19 protein-coding genes and 2 pseudogenes are annotated in these 18,542 nt (G+C 61.9%); 17 read left to right on the forward strand and 4 right to left on the reverse strand.

Annotation, left to right across the window (positions count from 1 at the left end):
• Positions 1 to 91: 91 nt before the first annotated feature.
• The 14 genes and pseudogenes from C2U30_RS20840 (at position 92) to C2U30_RS20905 (ending at position 12,237) form a co-directional block, all read left to right on the forward strand.
• Positions 92 to 1,066 carry a PstS family phosphate ABC transporter substrate-binding protein gene (locus C2U30_RS20840; protein ID WP_010673473.1) on the forward strand — a complete coding sequence of 325 codons (975 nt, stop codon included), beginning with the start codon at positions 92 to 94 and terminating at the stop codon, positions 1,064 to 1,066.
• Positions 1,067 to 1,218: 152 nt separating this feature from the next.
• The gene (locus C2U30_RS20845; protein WP_103244454.1) at positions 1,219 to 2,034 is read left to right on the forward strand and encodes a M48 family metallopeptidase; all 816 of its coding nucleotides are present in this window, start codon (positions 1,219 to 1,221) and stop codon (positions 2,032 to 2,034) included.
• Positions 2,022 to 2,528: a GNAT family N-acetyltransferase gene (locus tag C2U30_RS20850; protein ID WP_103244455.1), complete on the forward strand. Its 507-nt coding sequence runs from the start codon at positions 2,022 to 2,024 to the stop codon at positions 2,526 to 2,528. Before C2U30_RS20845 ends, C2U30_RS20850 begins: the two co-directional genes overlap by 13 nt.
• Before the next feature lie 109 nt (positions 2,529 to 2,637).
• Positions 2,638 to 3,540: an ROK family protein gene (locus C2U30_RS20855; RefSeq protein WP_103244456.1), complete on the forward strand. Its 903-nt coding sequence runs from the start codon at positions 2,638 to 2,640 to the stop codon at positions 3,538 to 3,540.
• Positions 3,541 to 3,581: 41 nt separating this feature from the next.
• Positions 3,582 to 4,307 (forward strand): copper homeostasis protein CutC, encoded by a 726-nt coding sequence (locus C2U30_RS20860; RefSeq protein WP_043152365.1) that lies wholly within the window; start codon positions 3,582 to 3,584, stop codon positions 4,305 to 4,307.
• 41 nt (positions 4,308 to 4,348) lie between these two features.
• Positions 4,349 to 4,435 (forward strand): annotated as a pseudogene (locus tag C2U30_RS20865) (copper homeostasis protein CutC); the annotation flags it as partial.
• A 191-nt stretch (positions 4,436 to 4,626) separates the two neighbouring features.
• A complete protein-coding gene (locus tag C2U30_RS20870; protein WP_010673478.1) occupies positions 4,627 to 5,238 on the forward strand; it encodes an FKBP-type peptidyl-prolyl cis-trans isomerase in 612 nt (203 codons plus the stop codon).
• Between the two features lie 137 nt (positions 5,239 to 5,375).
• Positions 5,376 to 6,257: an ABC transporter ATP-binding protein gene (locus C2U30_RS20875; protein ID WP_045523520.1), complete on the forward strand. Its 882-nt coding sequence runs from the start codon at positions 5,376 to 5,378 to the stop codon at positions 6,255 to 6,257.
• Between the two features lie 79 nt (positions 6,258 to 6,336).
• Positions 6,337 to 7,350, forward strand: a complete 1,014-nt coding sequence (locus C2U30_RS20880; protein WP_103244457.1) for an ABC transporter permease — start codon at positions 6,337 to 6,339, stop codon at positions 7,348 to 7,350.
• Positions 7,335 to 7,646, forward strand: coding sequence for a DUF2845 domain-containing protein (locus tag C2U30_RS20885; protein ID WP_029313965.1), 312 nt, complete (start codon positions 7,335 to 7,337; stop codon positions 7,644 to 7,646). The genes C2U30_RS20880 and C2U30_RS20885 overlap by 16 nt, the downstream gene beginning before the upstream one ends.
• 460 nt (positions 7,647 to 8,106) lie before the next feature.
• Positions 8,107 to 9,126, forward strand: a complete 1,020-nt coding sequence (locus tag C2U30_RS20890; RefSeq protein WP_010673482.1) for an amino acid ABC transporter substrate-binding protein — start codon at positions 8,107 to 8,109, stop codon at positions 9,124 to 9,126.
• Positions 9,127 to 9,188: 62 nt separating this feature from the next.
• Positions 9,189 to 10,376 carry an amino acid ABC transporter permease gene (locus C2U30_RS20895; protein WP_048208147.1) on the forward strand — a complete coding sequence of 396 codons (1,188 nt, stop codon included), beginning with the start codon at positions 9,189 to 9,191 and terminating at the stop codon, positions 10,374 to 10,376.
• 9 nt (positions 10,377 to 10,385) lie between these two features.
• Positions 10,386 to 11,480, forward strand: a complete 1,095-nt coding sequence (locus C2U30_RS20900) for an amino acid ABC transporter permease (protein WP_010673484.1) — start codon at positions 10,386 to 10,388, stop codon at positions 11,478 to 11,480.
• Between the two features lie 13 nt (positions 11,481 to 11,493).
• On the forward strand, positions 11,494 to 12,237 hold the full coding sequence (locus C2U30_RS20905; protein WP_010673485.1) for an amino acid ABC transporter ATP-binding protein: 744 nt from the start codon (positions 11,494 to 11,496) through the stop codon (positions 12,235 to 12,237).
• 95 nt (positions 12,238 to 12,332) lie between these two features.
• Here the strand turns inward: C2U30_RS20905 and C2U30_RS20910 are convergent, their stop codons facing one another.
• A complete protein-coding gene (locus C2U30_RS20910) occupies positions 12,333 to 12,548 on the reverse strand; it encodes a DUF1107 family protein (RefSeq protein WP_010673486.1) in 216 nt (71 codons plus the stop codon).
• Positions 12,549 to 12,725: 177 nt separating this feature from the next.
• On the opposite strand from C2U30_RS20910, the gene yfcD reads away from it, so the two are divergent.
• From yfcD to C2U30_RS20925, 3 genes are all read left to right on the forward strand, one after another.
• Positions 12,726 to 13,256 (forward strand): NUDIX hydrolase YfcD, encoded by a 531-nt coding sequence (gene yfcD, locus C2U30_RS20915; RefSeq protein ID WP_103244458.1) that lies wholly within the window; start codon positions 12,726 to 12,728, stop codon positions 13,254 to 13,256.
• 112 nt (positions 13,257 to 13,368) lie between these two features.
• Positions 13,369 to 13,839, forward strand: coding sequence for a peroxiredoxin (locus C2U30_RS20920; protein WP_043152381.1), 471 nt, complete (start codon positions 13,369 to 13,371; stop codon positions 13,837 to 13,839).
• 124 nt (positions 13,840 to 13,963) lie between these two features.
• Entirely contained in the window at positions 13,964 to 14,932 is a 969-nt protein-coding gene (locus tag C2U30_RS20925; RefSeq protein WP_010673489.1) for a calcium/sodium antiporter, read from the forward strand.
• A 65-nt stretch (positions 14,933 to 14,997) separates the two neighbouring features.
• On the opposite strand, the pseudogene C2U30_RS20930 reads toward C2U30_RS20925, so the two are convergent.
• The 3 genes and pseudogenes from C2U30_RS20930 to ompA form a co-directional block, all read right to left on the reverse strand.
• Positions 14,998 to 15,747 (reverse strand): annotated as a pseudogene (locus C2U30_RS20930) (type III PLP-dependent enzyme); the annotation flags it as partial.
• Positions 15,748 to 15,774: 27 nt separating this feature from the next.
• Positions 15,775 to 16,979 (reverse strand): IS3 family transposase gene (locus C2U30_RS20935; protein WP_103243716.1). Its coding sequence is split into 2 segments (ribosomal slippage): positions 15,775 to 16,661 and positions 16,661 to 16,979, totalling 1,206 coding nucleotides; the frame shifts between segments, so codons are not numbered across the junction.
• A gap of 522 nt (positions 16,980 to 17,501) precedes the next feature.
• Positions 17,502 to 18,521 (reverse strand): porin OmpA, encoded by a 1,020-nt coding sequence (gene ompA / locus C2U30_RS20940; protein WP_010673501.1) that lies wholly within the window; start codon positions 18,519 to 18,521, stop codon positions 17,502 to 17,504.
• Between the last annotated feature and the right edge of the window lie 21 nt (positions 18,522 to 18,542).

An 18,542-nucleotide genomic window follows, 5' to 3' on the forward strand; every position in this document is an offset into this window, starting at 1 on the left:
GCTGGCCCACGGATCATTGCGATCGGGTGTCAACCACGTTAGACGTCAACCTGACGATTGCCTTCTGCAACCTTGGACTTGGAGAGATTGGATGAAACTCAACAAACTGGCTGGTGTCATCGGATTCACCGCAGCAACCCTGTTTTCTGTCAGCGCTCTGGCTGCCGGTGTGGATAAAGACCTGCCGGAATACACACCGACCAGCGGCATCTCGGGCAACCTGTCCTCTGTCGGCTCGGACACCCTGGCCAACATGATGACCCTGTGGGCCGAAGAATTTAAGCGCATGTATCCCAACGTCAACGTGCAGATCCAGGCCGCCGGTTCTTCCACCGCACCGACTGCCCTGACCGAGGGCGTCGCCCAGTTTGGCCCCATGAGCCGCGCCATGAAGGCCGGTGAAGAGGAGGCATTCGAGAAGCGCTACGGCTACAAGCCGACCGCCATCCGCGTCGCCGTCGATGCCCTGGCCGTGTTCGTCAACAAGGACAACCCCATCAAGGGGCTGACCATGTCGCAGATCGACGCCATCTTCTCCAGCACCCTCAAGTGCGGCGAAGCCAAGGCGGCCACCAAGTGGTCTGATCTGGGTCTGGACGGCAGCTGGTCCGGCAAGGATCTGCAACTGTTCGGTCGCAACTCCGTGTCCGGCACCTACGGTTACTTCAAGGAACACGCCCTGTGCAACGGTGACTTCAAGAGCGGCGTGAACGAGCAGCCGGGCTCCGCCTCCGTGGTACAGTCCGTCTCCTCCTCCCTGAACGGCATCGGCTACTCCGGTATCGGCTACGTCACCTCCGGCGTACGTGCCGTTCCGCTCTCCAAGGATGGCAAGACCTTCATCGAGGCGAACTCCGACAACGCCATCACCGGCAAGTACCCGCTGTCGCGCTTCCTGTACGTCTATGTGAACAAGCATCCGAACAAGCCGCTCTCCCCGATGGAGCAGGAGTTTGTGAAGATGATGCTCTCCAAGGCGGGCCAGACCATCGTTGCCAAGGACGGCTATGTGCCGGTCCCGGCCAAGGTGGTTCAGGCCGACCTGAAGAAGCTGGGCATCATGTAACAGAACATGCCCTTGCAGAAAAACGAGCCCCATGCGGGCTCGTTTTCATTGGTGCGCCCCAGGATCTTTTTGGTCGCAGGGCGCAGCGCCCGGCTTGCGCCGGGCGGCGGCATTTCCGAGAATAGGGCAACTTCACGGCAAAGGACCCTCTCATGCGCGCATCTTCCCTCTCCAGACTGGCCCTGACGGCCTTGTGCAGCGCCCTGCTGGCCGGCTGCGCCCAGTCACCGACCGGTCGCAACCAGATGCTGCTCTTCTCCCCCCAGCAGATGAACCAGCTGGGCGCCGACTCCTTCACCCAGATGAAGCAGCAGGAGAAGGTGAGCACGGATGCCAGGATGAATGCCTATGTGGGCTGCGTGGCCAAGGCGGTGACCGCCCAGGTGCCTGCCAGCTATGGCATCACCAGCTGGGAGGTGGTGGTGTTCGACTCCAAGGAGATCAACGCCTTCGCCCTGCCCGGCGGCAAGATAGGCGTTTACAGCGGCCTGCTGAAAGTCGCCAAGAATCAGGACCAGCTCGCCACCGTCATCGGTCACGAGCTGACCCACGTGCTGGCCCAGCACTCCAACGAGCGCCTCTCCCGGGATCAGCTGACCGGTATCGGGCTGGCGGTGGCGGACGCCGCCATCGGCAGCAGCGACAGCCTCGGGGGCGCTGCCACCATGGCCGCCCTGGGCCTCGGGGTCCAGGTGGGGATAGCCCTGCCTTATGGCAGAACCCAGGAGAGCGAGGCGGACCGGCTCGGTCTCGAGCTGATGGCCCGCGCCGGGTTCAACCCGGCCGAAGCCGTCACCCTGTGGCAGAACATGAGCGCCGCCTCCGGTGGCAAGGCACCGCCCCAGTTGCTCTCCACCCACCCCAGCGACCAGAGCCGGATCGCCAACCTGCAGGCCCAGCAGGCCGAAGTGCAGCCCCTGTACCAGCAGGCGAAAGCATCAGGACTGGTTCCCCAGTGCCAGGCGTAAGCCTGCGCCTGGCGCGTCCCGCCGATGCCGCCGCTATGACGGTGATGCAGCGGGCGAGCTGGCTGGCGGCCTACGGGGAGGTGCTGGGGGCCGACATGCTGGCCCAGCTGGCGGTGACCGACCACCTGCAGATCTGGCGACATCGGCTCGCCGAGCCCGGCCCCGTTCCCATGCTGGTCTGCCAGGACGACGTGGTCATCGGCCTGCTCTACTGGCAGCCCTCCCTGGAGGAAGGCTTGATGACGGCGCGGATCCGGGCGCTCTACCTTCATCCCGATCACTGGCGTCAGGGTCATGGCAAACGGCTGTGGCAGGCGGTGGCGGTGCAGATGCGCCGGGCCGGTTGCGAGTGCGTCAGGCTCTGGCTGCTGGATGGCAATCACATCGGCGAGGGATTCTACCTGCGCCGCGGCTTCATGTTCGACGGTCAGGAGCGCACCCTGATGAGCCTCGGACAACCTTGCCAACAGCGACAAATGTTCCGTTTGCTTTGAGCTGGCTCCCGTTTTTCGCCCTCGGTCACTTTATTTTTTTTGCGAATTAATACAATGTGCCCCATCTGGACAGACTGAGGTGGCCGGGTCCACCGCAAGGGAGTGTGGCATGTACTACGGATTTGACATTGGCGGCACCAAGATAGCGTTCGCTGTGTATGACGGCGCCTTGAATCTCTGTCACGAGGAGCGCATGAGCACTCCCGGCAATGATTACGAAGGGTTGCAGCAGCTGATCCGCGAGCGGGTCGAGGCGGCGGATGCGCGCTTCGGGGTGAAAGGGGCCGTCGGCATCGGGTTTCCGGGGATCCTCAATCGCCTCGACGGGAGCATAGTGGCGGCCAACCTGCCCGCCATCCATGGCCGCCATCTGGGGGCGGATCTGGCCGAACTGCTGGGCCGACCGGTCAAGGTCGACAATGACGCCAACTGTTTCCTCTGGTCGGAAGTGCATCAGGGGGCCGCAGACGGTGCTGGCAGCGCCCTCGGCGTCACCATAGGCACCGGCATCGGCGGCGCCGTCTACCTGGCGGGCAAGCTCATCCAGGGGCGCAACTGGCTGGCGGGGGAGATAGGTCACTACCCGCTGCCTGCCACCATCCTGATGAAATACCCGGATTTGCCCCGTCCCCGCTGTGGCTGCGGGCGCCTGGTCTGTTTCGAAACCTATGCGTCGGGCACGGGCCTGGAGCGGCTATACCACCATGTTCATGGGGAACGGGTGAGCGGCCACCAGATCGTCGCCCGTGCCGATGCCCGTGAGGCGGCGGCCCTCTCGACCATCGACTGCTGGCTCGAGATCATCGCCGCCGGCCTCGCCACCGCCATCTCGGTGGTTGATCCCGATGTGGTGGTGCTGGGGGGCGGCCTGAGCGCCCTGCCAGCCCTCTATGAGGAGTTGCCCAAACGTCTGCCCGGCCACCTGCTGCCCGGTGTCGCCCTGCCGGCGATCCGCGAGGCCCGCTTCGGTGGTGCCGGCGGTGTGCGCGGTGCAGCCCTGCTCAATCTGTGAGATCGGACAGAGGGTCTGATCTCCCCGAACAAGGAGTCATCATGACCCGTCTTGAAATCTGTATCGACAACCTCGAATCCCTGTTCACCGCCCAGGCGGCCGGCGCAGATCGCATCGAGCTCTGCTCTGCGCTGGGGCTGGGTGGCCTGACTCCCTCCTATGGTTTCATGCAGCTGGCTGCCCGCCACGCCACTGTGCCGGTGTACGCCATGATCCGTCCACGCGCCGGAGATTTTTGCTTCAACGACGGCGAGTTCGAGATGATGCTCTTGGATATCGCCGCCGCCCGTGCCGCCGGCCTGCAAGGGGTGGTGGTCGGTCTGCTGGATGAAGATGGACGGGTACCCGAAGGCAAGCTCCGGCAACTGGTCGAGGCGGCGGGGCCGCTCGGCGTCACCTTCCACCGGGCCATCGATCTCTCCTCCGACTGGCGGCTGGATCTCGAGACGATCGTCGCGGCGGGTTGCGAGCGCATTCTGAGCTCCGGCCATGCGCCGACCGCGCTGGCGGGACTCGAAACCCTGCAGGCCATGCACCAGGCGCTGGCGGGACGGGCCAGCCTGATGCCGGGGGCCGGGGTCAACGCCGACAACGTGCGCACCATCATCGAATTCACCGGCGTCAATGAAGTGCACATGTCCGGCATGGGCTGGCGCGGCGGCATGGTACCCCATGGTGTCAACATGGGCACCTCGGACGATGGCCGGGTCAACATCACCGACGGCGCCAAGGTCGCGGCGGTGAGGGCTCTGCTGGACAGGGCCTGATGCAGACCGTGCGGCGCCATGGTGCCTCTCTCTGTGACGACAACATGGGCACCTCGGACGATGGCCGGGTCAACATCACCGACGGCGCCAAGGTCGCAGCGGTGCGGGCGTTGCTGGACAGGGCCTGATACAGGCCGTGCGGCGGTATGGTGCTCTGTTTTGCTCCCTTCTCCCCTTGCGGGAGAAGGGACGGGGATGAGGGGGCCGATGTGAGGCGTCTCCCACCGGCGGGCAATTGAGGGGCGTCTTGGCAGCACGGTGCAAAAAAGTCTGTTATCATCCCGTCTCTTTTACCATCAGGACCCGGAGCAATCTCTCAATGTCCCAATACGACTCTATCGAACAGAAGGCCAGCTACGGCATCGGCCGCAACATGGGCGACCAACTGGCTCAGCAAGCCTTCGCCGGTCTGGATATTCCGGCCCTGCAACAAGGTCTGGCTGATGCCCTGAACGGCCTGGAGTTCGCGGTCAGCCGTGACGATATCAACGATGCCTTCCAGGTGATCACCGCCCGCATGCAGGAAGAGCAGGAAGCGGCCGCCAAGGCCGCTGCCGCCGAAGGCGAAGCCTTCCTGGCCGACAACGCCAAGCGCGCCGAAGTGAAGACCACCGACTCCGGTCTGCAATATGAAGTCATGGTCGAAGGCAATGGCGCCGTGCCGGTTGCCGGTCAGTCCGTGCGCGTGCACTACCACGGTACCTTCACCCACGGTGGCGTGTTCGACAGCTCCGTTGCGCGCGGCCAACCGGCCGAGTTCCCGGTGACCGGCGTGATCGCCGGTTGGGTGGAAGCGCTGCAGATGATGCCGGTTGGCTCCAAGTGGAAGCTCTACATTCCGCAGGATCTGGCCTACGGTGCCCGTGGCGCCGGCTCCATCCCGCCGTACTCCGCTCTGGTATTCGAAGTGGAGCTGCTGGACATCCTGTGATCCGGCTGGCGTGATGCAAACGGCGACCCTGAGGTCGCCGTTTGTTTTTGGACCGCCCAAACGGGCCATGTGCCTTCGGCGGGGATTTGGATATAGTCAGAGCGTCGTCCATTCCGGCCATGTGAGGGAGACACGCCATGGCAGCCATCATCGAGGTCGTCGATCTCGTCAAGCACTTCCCCGGCGTCAAGGCGGTGGACGGGCTCAGCTTTGCCATTCCCGCCGGCAGCTGTTTCGGCCTGCTCGGCCCGAACGGGGCGGGCAAGACCACGACCATTGAGTTGCTGGAGGGGATCCTTACCCCGGACAGCGGCCGGATCCTGTTTCACGGCGCCCCGCGCGGCCCGGATTATCGCTCCCGCATCGGCATCCAGTTCCAGCACACGGCGCTGCAGGATTTCCTGACGGTGCGCGATACCCTGCGCCTGTTCGCCAGCCTCTACCCCAATCCCTTGCCACGGGAGCTGCTCATCGATCTGTGCGCCTTGGGCGAGTTCATCGACAGGGACAGTCGCAAGCTCTCGGGGGGCCAGCGTCAGCGCCTGCTGCTGGCTCTGGCCCTGCTCGGGGATCCCGAACTGCTGTTTCTGGATGAGCCCACCACAGGACTGGATCCCCAGGCGCGCCACCACTTCTGGCAGCGAATAGAGGCGATCAAGGCCCAGGGCAAGACGGTGGTGCTCACCACCCACTACATGGACGAAGCGCAGCAGCTGTGCGATCTGATTGCCATCGTCGATCACGGCCACCTGCTCAGTCTGGATACGCCGGCTGCCTTGCTGGCGCAACACTTCGACGGCGTGCTGGTGCGCCTTGGGGGGCACCCGGCCCTGGCTGGGCTCGGCTATCCCCTGCGTCCGGTCGGCGATCAGGTGGAGCTCTGTTGCCCCGACGTGGCGACCCTGCTGCCAGCCTTGCTGGATCTTGGTGTGCCGCTCACCGGCATGCAGGTGCGCTCCCCCAATCTGGAAGATCTCTTCCTGAATCTGACCGGCCACAGCCTGCGGAGCGGCGCATGAGAGGGATGACCAAGTTCTGTCTGACCGTGGCCCCCGGGCTGCGGTACGCCTTGCCGACATGCAATCCCGGGAGTGGACGATGAAGGGATCCCTCAAGCGCATCGGGGCGCTCTTCTATGCCCGCACTCTCGAGTTTATACGCGATCGCGCGGCCCTGGTGTGGAACCTGCTTTTCCCGCTCCTGCTGGTCATAGGCTTCTCCCTTATCTTCTCCGGCCCGCCCAAGCCGCTGGTGCAGATCGGGGTGGTGGGGGCACTGCCCGCAACCTATGCCCCGCTGCGCGCCGTGCCGCTGCTCAAGATCATCCCCTATGACGAGGCGTCGAGAGGCCAGCTCAAGGTCCGTCACCATCAGCTGGACCTGCTGCTCTCACCCGCCGGGGGGCGTTACTGGATAAATCCGGACGCCCCTCAGGGGGCCATGGCCGAGTATCTGCTGCGCCAGGCGGTGCAGGGGCCCTTGCAAAGAGAGACCCTGAGCGGGCGCGCCATTCGCTACGGCGACTGGCTGCTGCCCGGGGTGATCGGCATGAACCTGATGTTCTCCGGCCTGTTCGGGGTCGGGTTTGTCATCGTGCGTTATCGCAAGAACGGGGTGCTGAAACGGCTGCGAGCCACGCCGCTCGGCGCGCTGGAGTTTCTCTTCGCCCAGTTGCTGTCACGGGTGCTGATCACCCTGGTGGTGAGCCTGCTGGTCTTCTGCGCGGCCTACTGGCTGCTGGATGTGCCCCTCATCGGGCCGGGGTGGCTGCTGCTGGTGATCGCTCTGGCGGGAGGAACGGCCATGGCCTCCCTTGGCCTGCTCATCGCCGCTCGCCTGCAGAACGAGGAGCTGGCGAGCGGTTTGCTCAATCTCATCAGCTTGCCCATGATGTTTTTATCCGGTGTCTGGTTCTCGCTGGAAGGCGCGCCCGCCTGGCTGCAGCAGCTTGCGGCCAGGCTGCCCCTCAGCCAGATCATCGAAGCAGCCCGCGCCGTGATGCTGGAAGGGGCGGGATGGCAGGAGGTGGCAGGCCCTCTGGGTCAGGTCATGGTGTTCGCCCTGGTGTGCATCTCGCTGGGAGCCATGCTGTTCAAATGGAGTGCAAAATGAAACCTGTTCTGTGGTTGTTGCTGGTGGCGGCCTTGCCTGTGCAGGCAGGTACCCTGCGTTGCAAGAACGCCTTGCTGACCGAGGGAGACACCACGGCAGAGCTGCTGGTTCGCTGCGGCCAGCCGATGCTCAAGGAAGATCTCACCCGCTTCGAGGAGAACGGCTTCGGGGCGAGAGTGACGGTCAAGTATGCCGAGCGCTGGACCTACAACTTCGGCAAGCGGGAATTCATGCAGTTTGTCACCGTCGAAAACGGCGTGATCACCGACATTGCGGATGGTCCACGGGGAGGATGACCTCCTGGTTTTCTGAAGCCCAGCCTGCGGGAGATAAGGTCGCCATTTCCCCGCCTTTTACCTCTTTTTCTGTTTCTTTTCCCTGCCTGTTATCGCCATTTTTCCATATGGGGTCATGCTGCCTCACTCTGGTGCTTTTGGCATAAAACCGAATCTGATGAGTCAGTTGTCAGCAGAAATGGCTGCCCCAATGCGGTGCAGCCGATTTATTTTCGAAAAATAATCCTCATGCCAAGAAGGGTTTTAAGCAGCAGGCTATTTGGCAAATAAGGGTCTACTTTTGATTCTGAGAGTGCATATTCCCCCGTTCAGATATTTTGTTCTGTTGCACCATGGTTGGGCCGGATTGCACCGATTGACAGGTTTTTCTGCGGCTGGATAAGCTGCCAAAAAGCAGGGAAACGATGGCATCTCGCTAGATTTTGATGCCTGTTCGAATCAAACCACAGGGAAGAGTGACATGAAGCAGATACACAAGGCAGGTATGGTGATGGCGCTGTCGCTGATGGCAGCCAATGCGTGGGCGGACGGTACGCTGGATGCCGTCAAGAAGAAGGGATTCGTGCAGTGCGGGGTCGGTGACGGCCTGCCCGGGTTCTCCAACCCGGATGCCAAGGGAACCTGGACCGGGCTCGACGTGGACGTGTGCCGCGCCGTGGCCGCCGCGGTACTGGGGGACGCCAGCAAGGTCAAGTATGTCTCCCTCACCGCCAAGGAGCGCTTTACTGCCCTGCAGTCCGGGGAGGTGGATCTGCTCTCGCGCAACACCACCTGGACCCTGACCCGGGATGGGTCGCTGGGCCTCACGTTCGCCGGGGTGAACTACTACGACGGGCAGGGGTTCCTGGTCAAGCAGTCCCTCGGGGTCAAGAGCGCCAAGGAGCTTGACGGTGCCGCCGTCTGTATCCAGTCCGGTACCACCACCGAGCTCAACCTGGCCGACTATTTCCGCGCCAATGGCGGCATGAAGTACACCCCAGTGGTGTTCGATACCTCGGATCAGACCGTCAAGGGCTTCGAAGCCGGCCGCTGTGACGTGCTGACCTCGGATCAGTCCCAGCTCTATGCCCTCAAGATCAAGCTCACCAAGCCAGAGGAAGCCGTGGTGCTGCCGGAGGTCATCTCCAAGGAGCCGCTGGGCCCAGCCGTGCGTCAGGGTGACGATCAGTGGTTCAAGGTGGTGCGCTGGAGCCTCAACGCCATGCTCAATGCCGAGGAGGCCGGGGTCACCAGTGCCAACGTGGACGAGATGCTCAAGTCCACCAACCCTGACATCCGTCGCCTGCTGGGGCTGGAAGAGCCCAAAGGGACTGTGCTGGGGCTGGATGACAAATGGGCCTACAACATCGTCAAACAGGTCGGCAACTACGGTGAATCCTTCGATCGCAACGTCGGTGCCGGTTCCCCCCTCAAGATTGATCGCGGCATCAATGCCCTCTGGAACAAGGGCGGTCTGATGTACGCGCCACCCATCCGCTGAGTCGACAGTCACCGGGGGGCCTGGCCCCCCATGTTTTCCCTGGCTTTGTCGGAGTCATCCTCATGGCGTTACACGCATCAAACCATAGGAAAGAACAGGGCCGCTGGTGGTATGACGCCAAGGTGCGGGCGCTGCTCTTCCAGTGCCTGGCCATCGCGGCGGTTATCGGGTTTCTGTTCTACATCGTCAACAATGCCCTGACCAATCTGGCCACCCGTGGCATCACCACAGGCTTTGATTTTCTGGGCAACACGGCCGGTTTCGGCATCTTGCAGAGCCTCATCCCCTACGACGAGACCTATACCTTCGGTCGCACCTTCGTGGTGGGTCTGCTCAACACCCTGCTGGTCTCCGTGCTCGGCATCCTGTTTGCCACCCTGCTCGGGTTCGCACTCGGGGTCGCGCGCCTGTCGCGCAACTGGCTGGTGGCCAAGATAGCGGCCGTCTACATAGAGACGTTTCGCAACATCCCGCTGCTGCTGCAGATCTTCTTCTGGTATTTCTCGGTGCTGCGTACCCTGCCTTCCCCGCGTCAGAGCGTGGATATTGGCGGGCTCGCCTTCCTCAACGTGCGGGGCTTCTATCTGCCCAAGCCCCTGTTCGAAGAGGGATTCGGCTACGTGCTCTGGGCACTGGTGCTCGCGGTGCTGCTGAGCTGGGGGCTGGGCCGCTGGGCTCGCCGCCGTCAGGCCCTGACCGGCAGGATCTTCCCGTTCTGGCGCTGTGTGGCCGCCCTGGTCATGCTGCTCCCGGGGATCACCTTCCTGCTGGCGGGCAGCCCGCTCAGCTGGAGCGTGCCTGCGCTGCAAGGGTTCAACTTCCGGGGCGGGCTGACGGTGTTGCCGGAGCTCGCGGCCCTCTTGCTGGCGCTCACCATCTATACGGCGGCCTTCATCGCCGAGATAGTGCGATCCGGCATCCTGGCCATCAGCAAGGGGCAGACGGAGGCGGCTTCCGCCCTCGGGCTCTCGCCCACCAAGACGCTGCGGCTGGTGATCATTCCCCAGGCCATGCGGGTCATCATTCCTCCCTTGACCAGCCAGTATCTGAACCTCACCAAGAACTCCTCCCTGGCGACCGCCATCGGCTACCCGGATCTGGTCTCGGTGTTCATGGGGACGACTCTCAACCAGACAGGGCAGGCCATCGAGGTCATCGCCATGACCATGGGGGTCTATCTCGTCATCAGTATCACCACCTCGGTGCTGATGAACATCTACAACCGCAGAATGACGCTGGTTGAGCGCTAGGGAGCTGTCATGTTCGTGAATGAATTGCAGGAGGCGCTGCCGCCTCCCAACCACCGTCGGGGGCCGCTCGCCTGGATCAGGCAGAACCTTTTCCCCAACTGGTGGAACGGCCTGCTGACCCTGGTGCTGGCCTATCTGTTGCTGCCACTCATCTGGTCTGCACTGGACTGGGCGCTGTTCTCGGCCACCTGGCAGGGGAGCAGCCGCGAGGCCTGCGTCCAGGGCGGTGCCTGCTGGATCTTCATCGAGAGCCGGCTGGGGCAGTATCTCTATGGCTTCTACCCGGCTGATCAGTACTGGCGCATCAACCTGACCTTCGCCGGTCTGGCGGCGCTGCTGGCCCTGCTCATCTGGCCAAAGACCCCGCGCAAGGGGTGGCTGGCGCTCTTCACCCTGCTGGTGTTCCCTGTCATCGCCTTCTTCCTCATCCATGGGGGAGCGGGGCTGGAGGTGGTGGAAACGAACCGCTGGGGCGGGCTGATGCTCACCCTGGTGCTGGCGGTGGTGGGCATAGTCGTAGCACTGCCGTTCGGCATCCTGCTGGCACTGGGGCGTCGCTCCCACATGCCGGTCATCTCCAGCCTCTGTACCGTCTACATCGAGTTCTGGCGGGCGGTGCCGCTCATTACTGTGCTCTTCATGGCGTCCGTCATGCTGCCACTGTTCATGAGTACCGAGGTGGAGCTCGACAAGCTGCTGCGGGCGCTCATCGGCATCATCCTGTTCCAGGCGGCCTATGTGGCCGAGGTGGTGAGAGGGGGGCTGCAGGCGATCCCCAAGGGGCAATATGAGGCGGGGGATGCCCTCGGGCTCTCCTACTGGAAGGTGATGGGCCTCATCATCATGCCCCAGGCCCTCAAGATCACCATTCCTTCCCTGGTGAACACCTTTATTTCCCTGTTCAAGGACACCAGCCTGGTGCTGATCATCGGGCTGTTCGATCTGCTGGCCATCTCCAAGGTGGCCCTGGCGGATCCGGCCTGGCTGGGGTATTCCACCGAAGCTTATGTCTTTATCGCCATGATCTTCTGGATGTTCTGTTTTGGCATGTCCCGCTACTCCATCTATCTGGAGCGCAAACTCAACACGGGCCACAAGCATTAGGAGTCGTTCTGATATGAAAACGGACGCAGTTGTCGAACTGAAAGAGGTCAACAAGTGGTACGGTGAGTTTCACGTGCTGCGCAACATCAACCTGCAGGTGGGCAGAGGGGAGAAGATCGTCATCTGCGGACCATCGGGGTCGGGCAAGTCCACCATGATCCGCTGCATCAACCGGCTGGAAGAGCACCAGAGCGGAGACATCCTGGTCAAGGGCACGGCCCTGACCTCGGATCTCAAGAACATCGAGACGGTGCGCCGGGAGGTGGGCATGGTGTTCCAGCACTTCAACCTCTTCCCCCATCTGACCGTGCTGGAGAACTGTTGCCTGGCGCCCATCTGGGTCAAGCAGTTGCCGCGCAAGGAGGCCGAGGAGATCGCCATGAACTTCCTGCGCCGGGTGCGGATCCCCGAACAGGCGCTCAAGTATCCGGGGCAGCTCTCCGGTGGCCAGCAGCAGCGGGTCGCCATCGCCCGCAGTCTGTGCATGAATCCCCAGGTCATGCTGTTTGACGAGCCGACGTCTGCGCTGGATCCCGAGATGGTGCGGGAGGTGCTGGATGTGATGGTGGAGCTGGCCCACGAGGGGATGACCATGCTCTGCGTCACCCACGAGATGGGGTTTGCCAAGCAGGTGGCGGACAGGGTGATCTTCATGGACCGGGGGCAAATCATCGAAGAGAACGTGCCGGATCAGTTCTTTGACAACCCCCAGTCCGATCGGACCAAGCTCTTCCTCTCCCAGATCCTGCAGCACTGAGGCAGGGCACAACCTTCAGAAAAACAGCCCGCACGCTCGAATGAGCGGCGGGCAAATGTGTACATGGAAGTCGACGACAGACAGAAAGGAGTATGTCAGCCCGGCAACAGGGTGGTGGTGCGCAGATCGCGCACGGCCAGGTTGATCTGCCGGGCCAGGCTCAGCGCCTGATGACAGCTCAACGGCTTCACATCGATGATCCCCCCTTGAAACTCAAACCGCCCCAGTGCTTCAACCATGAAGCTTCCATGATGGAAGCTCTTGATATAGCGAGCAATTCGACGGGGAGACCACTGCTTGAACACCTTCATGGCAAGAGACCCTGTTGTTTGGACAGGGCACACTATGCCGACGGACCGTGACACTGATGTGACACTTGATAAAGATTTGTATGAATCTGTCTTGTGATCGACTGGCGTGCAGCCCCGGCGTTGAAAAAGTAGTGAGAGTCCGGGTCCGGGGCCCGATATACTGCGGCCATTGCAGACATGACAAAGGTGCCGCACGTGGAGTGGGTGGACATAGTAGACGAGCAGGACAGGGTGATCGGGGTGGCCGAGCGCGCCAGGGTGCGTCAGGAAAACCTGCGCCATCGTGCCAGCTACATCCTGGTGCTGGATGAGGCTGAGCGCATCCTGGTGCAGCGGCGCACCCCGAGCAAGGATTTTTGCCCCGGCATGCTGGATGCCTGCGCCGGTGGCGTGGTGACCACGGGGGAGGCCATGGCCCTTTCCGCCCGGCGGGAGCTGGCCGAGGAGCTGGGGATCCGCGACGTGCCCCTGCAGGATTACGGCACCTTCTATGCCGAAGGGGAGGCGAGCGGCAGCCGCTACCAAGTCTGGGGCGGCCTGTTCAGCTGTCACTATCAGGGGCCGCTGCAACTGCAGGCCGAAGAGGTGAGCGAGGTGCACTGGATGAGCCTGGGCGAGATAGCCGATCGGGCGGACGAGTTCACGCCTGACTCCCTGCTCGCCATCGCCACCTGGCAGGCAAGGCGCCTGCCATCAGGCCAGAAATAGGGGCGACAGGCGTTCGCTCCCCAATCGCGTTGTTGCTGCTCGATGGACCCCTTCGCCTTCTGGTGGAATGGGGTAGACTGGGCCTCTTTGAACCACAGAAGGATGCGTCATCATGATCACGGTCGGTCAATCCCTGCCCGCAGGGGAATTTACCTTTATCACCGCCGAGGGCAAGCAGGTGAAGGATACCCAGGCCCTGTTTGCCGACAAGCGGGTGGTGCTCTTTGCGGTGCCCGGCGCCTTCACCCCCACCTGCTCCAACGCCCACCTGCCGGGCTACGTGGTGCTGGCCGATCAGTTCAAGGCCAAGGGGGTGGAACTGTGCTGTCTGTCGGTCAACGACGCCTTCGTGATGAAGGCGTGGCAGGAGGCACAGAACGCCGCTGACATCACCATGCTGGCGGACGGCGACGGCAGCTGGACCCGGGCACTGGGTCTTGCCAAGGAGACCGGGGCCTTCGGCGGCGTGCGGGCCCAGCGTTTTGCCCTCATCGCCAACGACGGTGTGGTGGAGCGGCTCTTCGTGGAGGCGCCGGGCAAGTTCGAGGTGTCGGATGCCCAGAGCCTGCTGGCGGCGCTGTGAAAGATTAATCGGTGTTTGATTACACCTTGAAATAGCAAGCGGCCCCGTTACACTGAGGCCGCGTTTGGATGGAGCCAGGCAACTTGCCTGGCTCTCGTGTTTGCCGTGGATGAGATAGAACAATATGACCCTGGCTTTTGTTGCCCTGATTGCCGGACTGGCGTTGCTGGTCTGGAGTGCCGACAAGTTCGTGGACGGCGCCGCCGCCACCGCCCGTTACGCCGGTATGCCGCCGCTGCTGATCGGCATGGTGATCATCGGTTTTGGTACCTCGGCCCCCGAGATGGTGGTCTCCGCGCTGGCGGCTTCCCAGGGCAATCCCGGGCTCGCGCTCGGCAATGCCTATGGCTCCAACATCACCAATATTGCCCTGATCCTGGGTCTGACCGCCCTGATCAGCCCCATCGCCGTCGCCTCCCAGGTGGTGCGCAAGGAGATCCCCATCCTGCTCGGCATCACCCTGCTCTCCGGCGCCCTGCTCATCGATGGCAATCTGGGCCGGATGGATGCCGCCATTCTGGGGGCCGTGTTCGCAGTGCTGATGGGCTGGTCCATCTGGGCCGGCATGAACGGCAAGGGGGATGCGCTGGATACGGATACCGAGGAGGACATCGTCTCCGAGGGGATGTCTCTCAAGAGCGCCATCCTCTGGCTCATCGTCGGCCTGGTGCTGCTGATCGGGGCTTCCCGTCTGCTGGTGTGGGGGGCGGTGACCATCGCCCAGGGCTTTGGCATCAGCGATCTGGTGATTGGCCTGACCATAGTCGCGGTGGGGACCTCCCTGCCGGAGCTGGCATCGTCCCTCATCGCCATTCGCAAGAACGAGCACGATCTGGCCCTTGGCAACGTGCTGGGTTCCAACCTGTTCAACACCCTGGCCGTGGTGGGCATCGCCGCTGGCATCCACCCGCTCGAGGTGGCGCCCGAAGTGCTTTCCCGCGACTGGAGCATCATGATGGGGCTGACCCTGTTGCTGCTGGTGATGTGTCTGGGCCGCAAGGGGCAGGGGCGCATCAACCGGCTGGAGGGGGGCGTGCTGCTCGCCTGCTTCGTCGCCTACACAGGCTGGCTGCTGACGAGCCAGTTCATCTAGTCTGACGATGAAATGAAAGAGGGGACGCCGCGGCGTCCCCTCTTTTTTGTGCGCGGGTCCTGGTCTCAGGCCACGGCAACCAGCTTCTGCTTCTGGGCGCTGTCAAGGATCAGGATGCTCGCCTTGGGGAAGAAGTTGAAGGTGGAGGCGGAGGCCCAGGTGTAGGCCCCCATCACCCGACCCACCACCAGCTCGCCGATCTCGAGATCCGGCAGCATGATGCTGTCGCGGATGACGTCCACGCTGTCGCAGGTGGGGCCGGAGAGCACCGCATTGTGCAGTTCGCCGTGGGCATAGGGCGTGCTCACCGGGTAGGTGACGTGGTCGTAGAGCTGGCCGTTGTAGCTGCCGTAGAGACCGTCATCCAGGTAGTACCAGATCTTGTCGCCGCGGTGGGCCTTGCCCATCACGCTGGAGACCGAGGTCATGGCCGGCGCGCTGATGAAGCGGCCCGGCTCGGCAATCTTCTGCACCGTGGCGGGCAGCTTGGCCAGGGCCTCGCGGATCGGGGCGCAGAAACCGTCGATGTCGAACTCGCCGCCGTCATAGTCGACCGGGAAGCCGCCGCCGATGTCCAGCACCCAGGGCTTGAGCCCGAGCTCCCAGGCCTGCTCCATGATCTCGCGGCAGGCGTCGATGGCCTGCACGTGGCGACGGGCGTGGGGCACCTGGGAGCCGACGTGGAACGACAGCCCCATCACCTTGATCCCCTTGGCCTGGGCCAGTTGCAGCAACGGCAGTGCCTGCTCCGGGGTGCAGCCGAACTTCTTGGAGAGATCGACCTTGGTCTCGGGGTTCGGGAAGCTGGATTTGACCCCATAGATCCAGACACTTTTTCCCGCTTAGGGTTGTGATACCCGACTGCGCAGAAATTCCCGAGGTGAACGGTATCCCAAGGCGCTGTGCGGGTGGTGTTCGTTATAATGCTCAAACGCGATGGCCAAATTGCCTACCGCTGTTCGGCTATCTGGTTTCGGCATCATCTCGATATAGTCTCGCTTCATCGTCTTCACGAAGCTCTCCGCTATACCGTTGCTCTGTGGGCTTCTCACCGCCGTCGTTCTGGGCTCCAACCCGATTTCTCGTGCAAACGCGCGGGTCTCATGGGCTCGATACGCCGAGCCATTATCAGTCAGCCACTCCACCGGTGATGCCGGCAACGCATCCCCGAAGCGTCGTTCGACAGATCTCAGCATGACATCTTGCACCGTGTCACTGTCGTAACCCCCGGTGCTGGCAGCCCAGTCCAACGCCTCCCTATCGCAGCAGTCCATGGCGAACGTGACTCGTAGTTTTTCACCGTTATCGCAGCGAAACTCGAAGCCATCCGAGCACCAACGTCGATTGCTATCTTTGACGGCAACACGCCCCTTATGTGCCTGCTGGGCCAATGGTGCAGCCGGTTTTCTTTCCAGCAGCAGGCCATGCTCTCTCATGACGCGATATACCCGTTTGGCGTTTACTACAGGCTGTCTTGTTGCCTCTGACTGACGCCGTAACAGCGCCCAGACCCGGCGATAGCCATAGGAGGGAAGTTCTGCCATCGCCTCCATGATACGGCCAAGTAAGGCTGCATCATCACGCTGGCGATGATGACGACCATCTTGCCAACCTGGTTTGCGATGAACACGAACGGATAGCTGCGCACGCGATACATTAAGGGCCTGGCTCACAGCACTTAATCGTCGTCCCCCGGCAACAAGGGCGCATGCGCAATCCATTTTTTTGCTCGACCATACTCCACGGCTTCTTTGAGGATCTCGTTCTCCATGGTCTTCTTCCCGAGCAGACGCTGGAGCTCTCGGATCTGCTTGATGGCAGCAGCCAACTCGGAGGCTGGAACAACATCCTCACCGGCGGTGATCGCCGTGAGAGAGCCTTCCTGGAATTGTTTACGCCATTTGAAAAGCTGGTTGGCGTTGACGTCGTGCAAGCGAGCGACATGAGATACGGTCATTCCGGGCTCAAAGGTCTGCTGCACGATGGAGATCTTTTCCTGCGGAGTCCGGCGTCGACGGCGCTCAGCCCCTGTTAACACTTCGACCATTTTCTCGTTGCGACTAGTACTGAACATAGTTCCAAGACTACCTCTTAAATTAAGAGGGGCGAAGTGTCTGGATCTTCAAGGGGCCAATCTAGTGCCATTTTCATTTTCATCGTTTTATCCTCGTTGAGTTGCCGTGCTATGGGCGTACTGCGCACTCTTTGTTATACCGGTCGCAGATGACACTTCATGTGCGACACCGTGAGCGGATCACGGACGGCTTGAATAAAAAATGGATGGAAACCTGGATTCTCATGAAGCTGTTTCTCCATGGACAACTAACCGGGCACTGAGCACTTTTAATAGTTCATCCAATGTCTTACAAGCGTTGCTACTGTATTCTTTTGAATCAGCGTGATCAAGTTTCTGCACAGATATGCAGCGCCGACACCGGTGTCGCGGGGCCGCAATACGGGGGTAAAGGGGAGAAAAGGTGAGACAGAGAGTGTCGCTGGGGGGAGGAGAGAGACAGCAAAAGGGGATGCCGTGGCATCCCCTTTTTTACGTTACCTGAGCGAAGTCAGATTACTTTTGAACTTCTTGTACGCCGGATACGCGAACTTCTACGCGACGGTCCGGAGCCAGGCAGGAGATCAGCTGAGCCTTGGCCTTGACGCCGTCACACTTGGTGCCGGTGACCGGGTTGGCTTCGCCGCGACCTTCGATGGCAACCTTGCTGGCAGCCATACCCTTGCTGACCAGGAAGTTGGCAACGGTGCGGGCACGAGCTTCAGACAGCTTCTGGTTGTAAGCGTCGGAACCGATACGGTCGGTGTAACCAACAACAACGGCGTTGCCGTCTTTCGGCTGGAACTCAACGATTTGCTGGTACAGAGCGTTCAGGGCTTGCACGCCTTCGGCCTTCAGGCTGTCTTTGCCAAAGGCGAACAGCACGTCGGAGTTCAGGGCGAAGTTCTTCTCAACGATTTGCGGAGCCGGGGCCGGTGCTTCTTCAACAACCGGGGCCGGTGCAGGCGCTACGTAGGAAGTACGGAACGGGTGGTAAACGGCTTCCAGGGTCGCAACGCTCTGGTTGGACTTGTAGCGTACGTTGTCGGCGTGCAGGTCAGCCACGTCCCACATGTAGCGGTAGCGAGCTTGCAGATCCAGCGCGTCGTTGACCTTGTAGGTCACACCGGCACCGGCCAGCGGGGATACTTTGGTATCGCTGGTGCCCAGACCGTCGGTGTGGCCCCAGTAGGCGCCAGCTTCACCGAACAGGGAGAAATCGTTGCCCAGCGGCAGACGAGCGATACCGGACAGGGTGGCACCCTGGCTCTCGTAACGGTTGCCGTCGGTGTTGCCACGGCCGGTGTACTGGTAGCCCAGCTCGGAACCGAAGTATTCGTTGAAGTTGTAACCAACGAAGGCATTGGCAGCAGCCGCATCTTCTTCGCCAACGTTCACGCCTTCGATCTTGTTCAGACCGTTGAAGTGAGTTGCACCAACACCGGCGCCGAAGTAGATGTCGTCAGCGGCGTGAGCTGCAGTTGCACCCATGGTGGCCATAGCGATGGCGATCAGGGAAGGAGCCATTTTCATCATAAAATAATCCTCGTTGAGATG

Source organism: Aeromonas sp. ASNIH5 (assembly GCF_002902865.1).
Classification (GTDB): domain Bacteria; phylum Pseudomonadota; class Gammaproteobacteria; order Enterobacterales; family Aeromonadaceae; genus Aeromonas; species Aeromonas caviae.

Excerpts from the sequence above, each read along its gene's own strand:
- C2U30_RS20840 (WP_010673473.1), top strand. The coding sequence starts at position 92 with ATGAAACTCAACAAACTGGCTGGTGTCATCGGATTCACCGCAGCAACC.
- C2U30_RS20920 (WP_043152381.1), top strand. The coding sequence starts at position 13,369 with ATGATCACGGTCGGTCAATCCCTGCCCGCAGGGGAATTTACCTTTATC.
- C2U30_RS20870 (WP_010673478.1), top strand. The coding sequence starts at position 4,627 with ATGTCCCAATACGACTCTATCGAACAGAAGGCCAGCTACGGCATCGGC.
- yfcD (WP_103244458.1), top strand. The coding sequence starts at position 12,726 with ATGACAAAGGTGCCGCACGTGGAGTGGGTGGACATAGTAGACGAGCAG.
- C2U30_RS20855 (WP_103244456.1), top strand. The coding sequence starts at position 2,638 with ATGTACTACGGATTTGACATTGGCGGCACCAAGATAGCGTTCGCTGTG.
- C2U30_RS20910 (WP_010673486.1), bottom strand. The coding sequence starts at position 12,548 with ATGAAGGTGTTCAAGCAGTGGTCTCCCCGTCGAATTGCTCGCTATATC.
- ompA (WP_010673501.1), bottom strand. The coding sequence starts at position 18,521 with ATGATGAAAATGGCTCCTTCCCTGATCGCCATCGCTATGGCCACCATG.
- C2U30_RS20895 (WP_048208147.1), top strand. The coding sequence starts at position 9,189 with ATGGCGTTACACGCATCAAACCATAGGAAAGAACAGGGCCGCTGGTGG.
- C2U30_RS20925 (WP_010673489.1), top strand. The coding sequence starts at position 13,964 with ATGACCCTGGCTTTTGTTGCCCTGATTGCCGGACTGGCGTTGCTGGTC.
- C2U30_RS20875 (WP_045523520.1), top strand. The coding sequence starts at position 5,376 with ATGGCAGCCATCATCGAGGTCGTCGATCTCGTCAAGCACTTCCCCGGC.
- C2U30_RS20860 (WP_043152365.1), top strand. The coding sequence starts at position 3,582 with ATGACCCGTCTTGAAATCTGTATCGACAACCTCGAATCCCTGTTCACC.
- C2U30_RS20900 (WP_010673484.1), top strand. The coding sequence starts at position 10,386 with ATGTTCGTGAATGAATTGCAGGAGGCGCTGCCGCCTCCCAACCACCGT.
- C2U30_RS20890 (WP_010673482.1), top strand. The coding sequence starts at position 8,107 with ATGAAGCAGATACACAAGGCAGGTATGGTGATGGCGCTGTCGCTGATG.
- C2U30_RS20905 (WP_010673485.1), top strand. The coding sequence starts at position 11,494 with ATGAAAACGGACGCAGTTGTCGAACTGAAAGAGGTCAACAAGTGGTAC.
- C2U30_RS20845 (WP_103244454.1), top strand. The coding sequence starts at position 1,219 with ATGCGCGCATCTTCCCTCTCCAGACTGGCCCTGACGGCCTTGTGCAGC.
- C2U30_RS20885 (WP_029313965.1), top strand. The coding sequence starts at position 7,335 with ATGGAGTGCAAAATGAAACCTGTTCTGTGGTTGTTGCTGGTGGCGGCC.
- C2U30_RS20880 (WP_103244457.1), top strand. The coding sequence starts at position 6,337 with ATGAAGGGATCCCTCAAGCGCATCGGGGCGCTCTTCTATGCCCGCACT.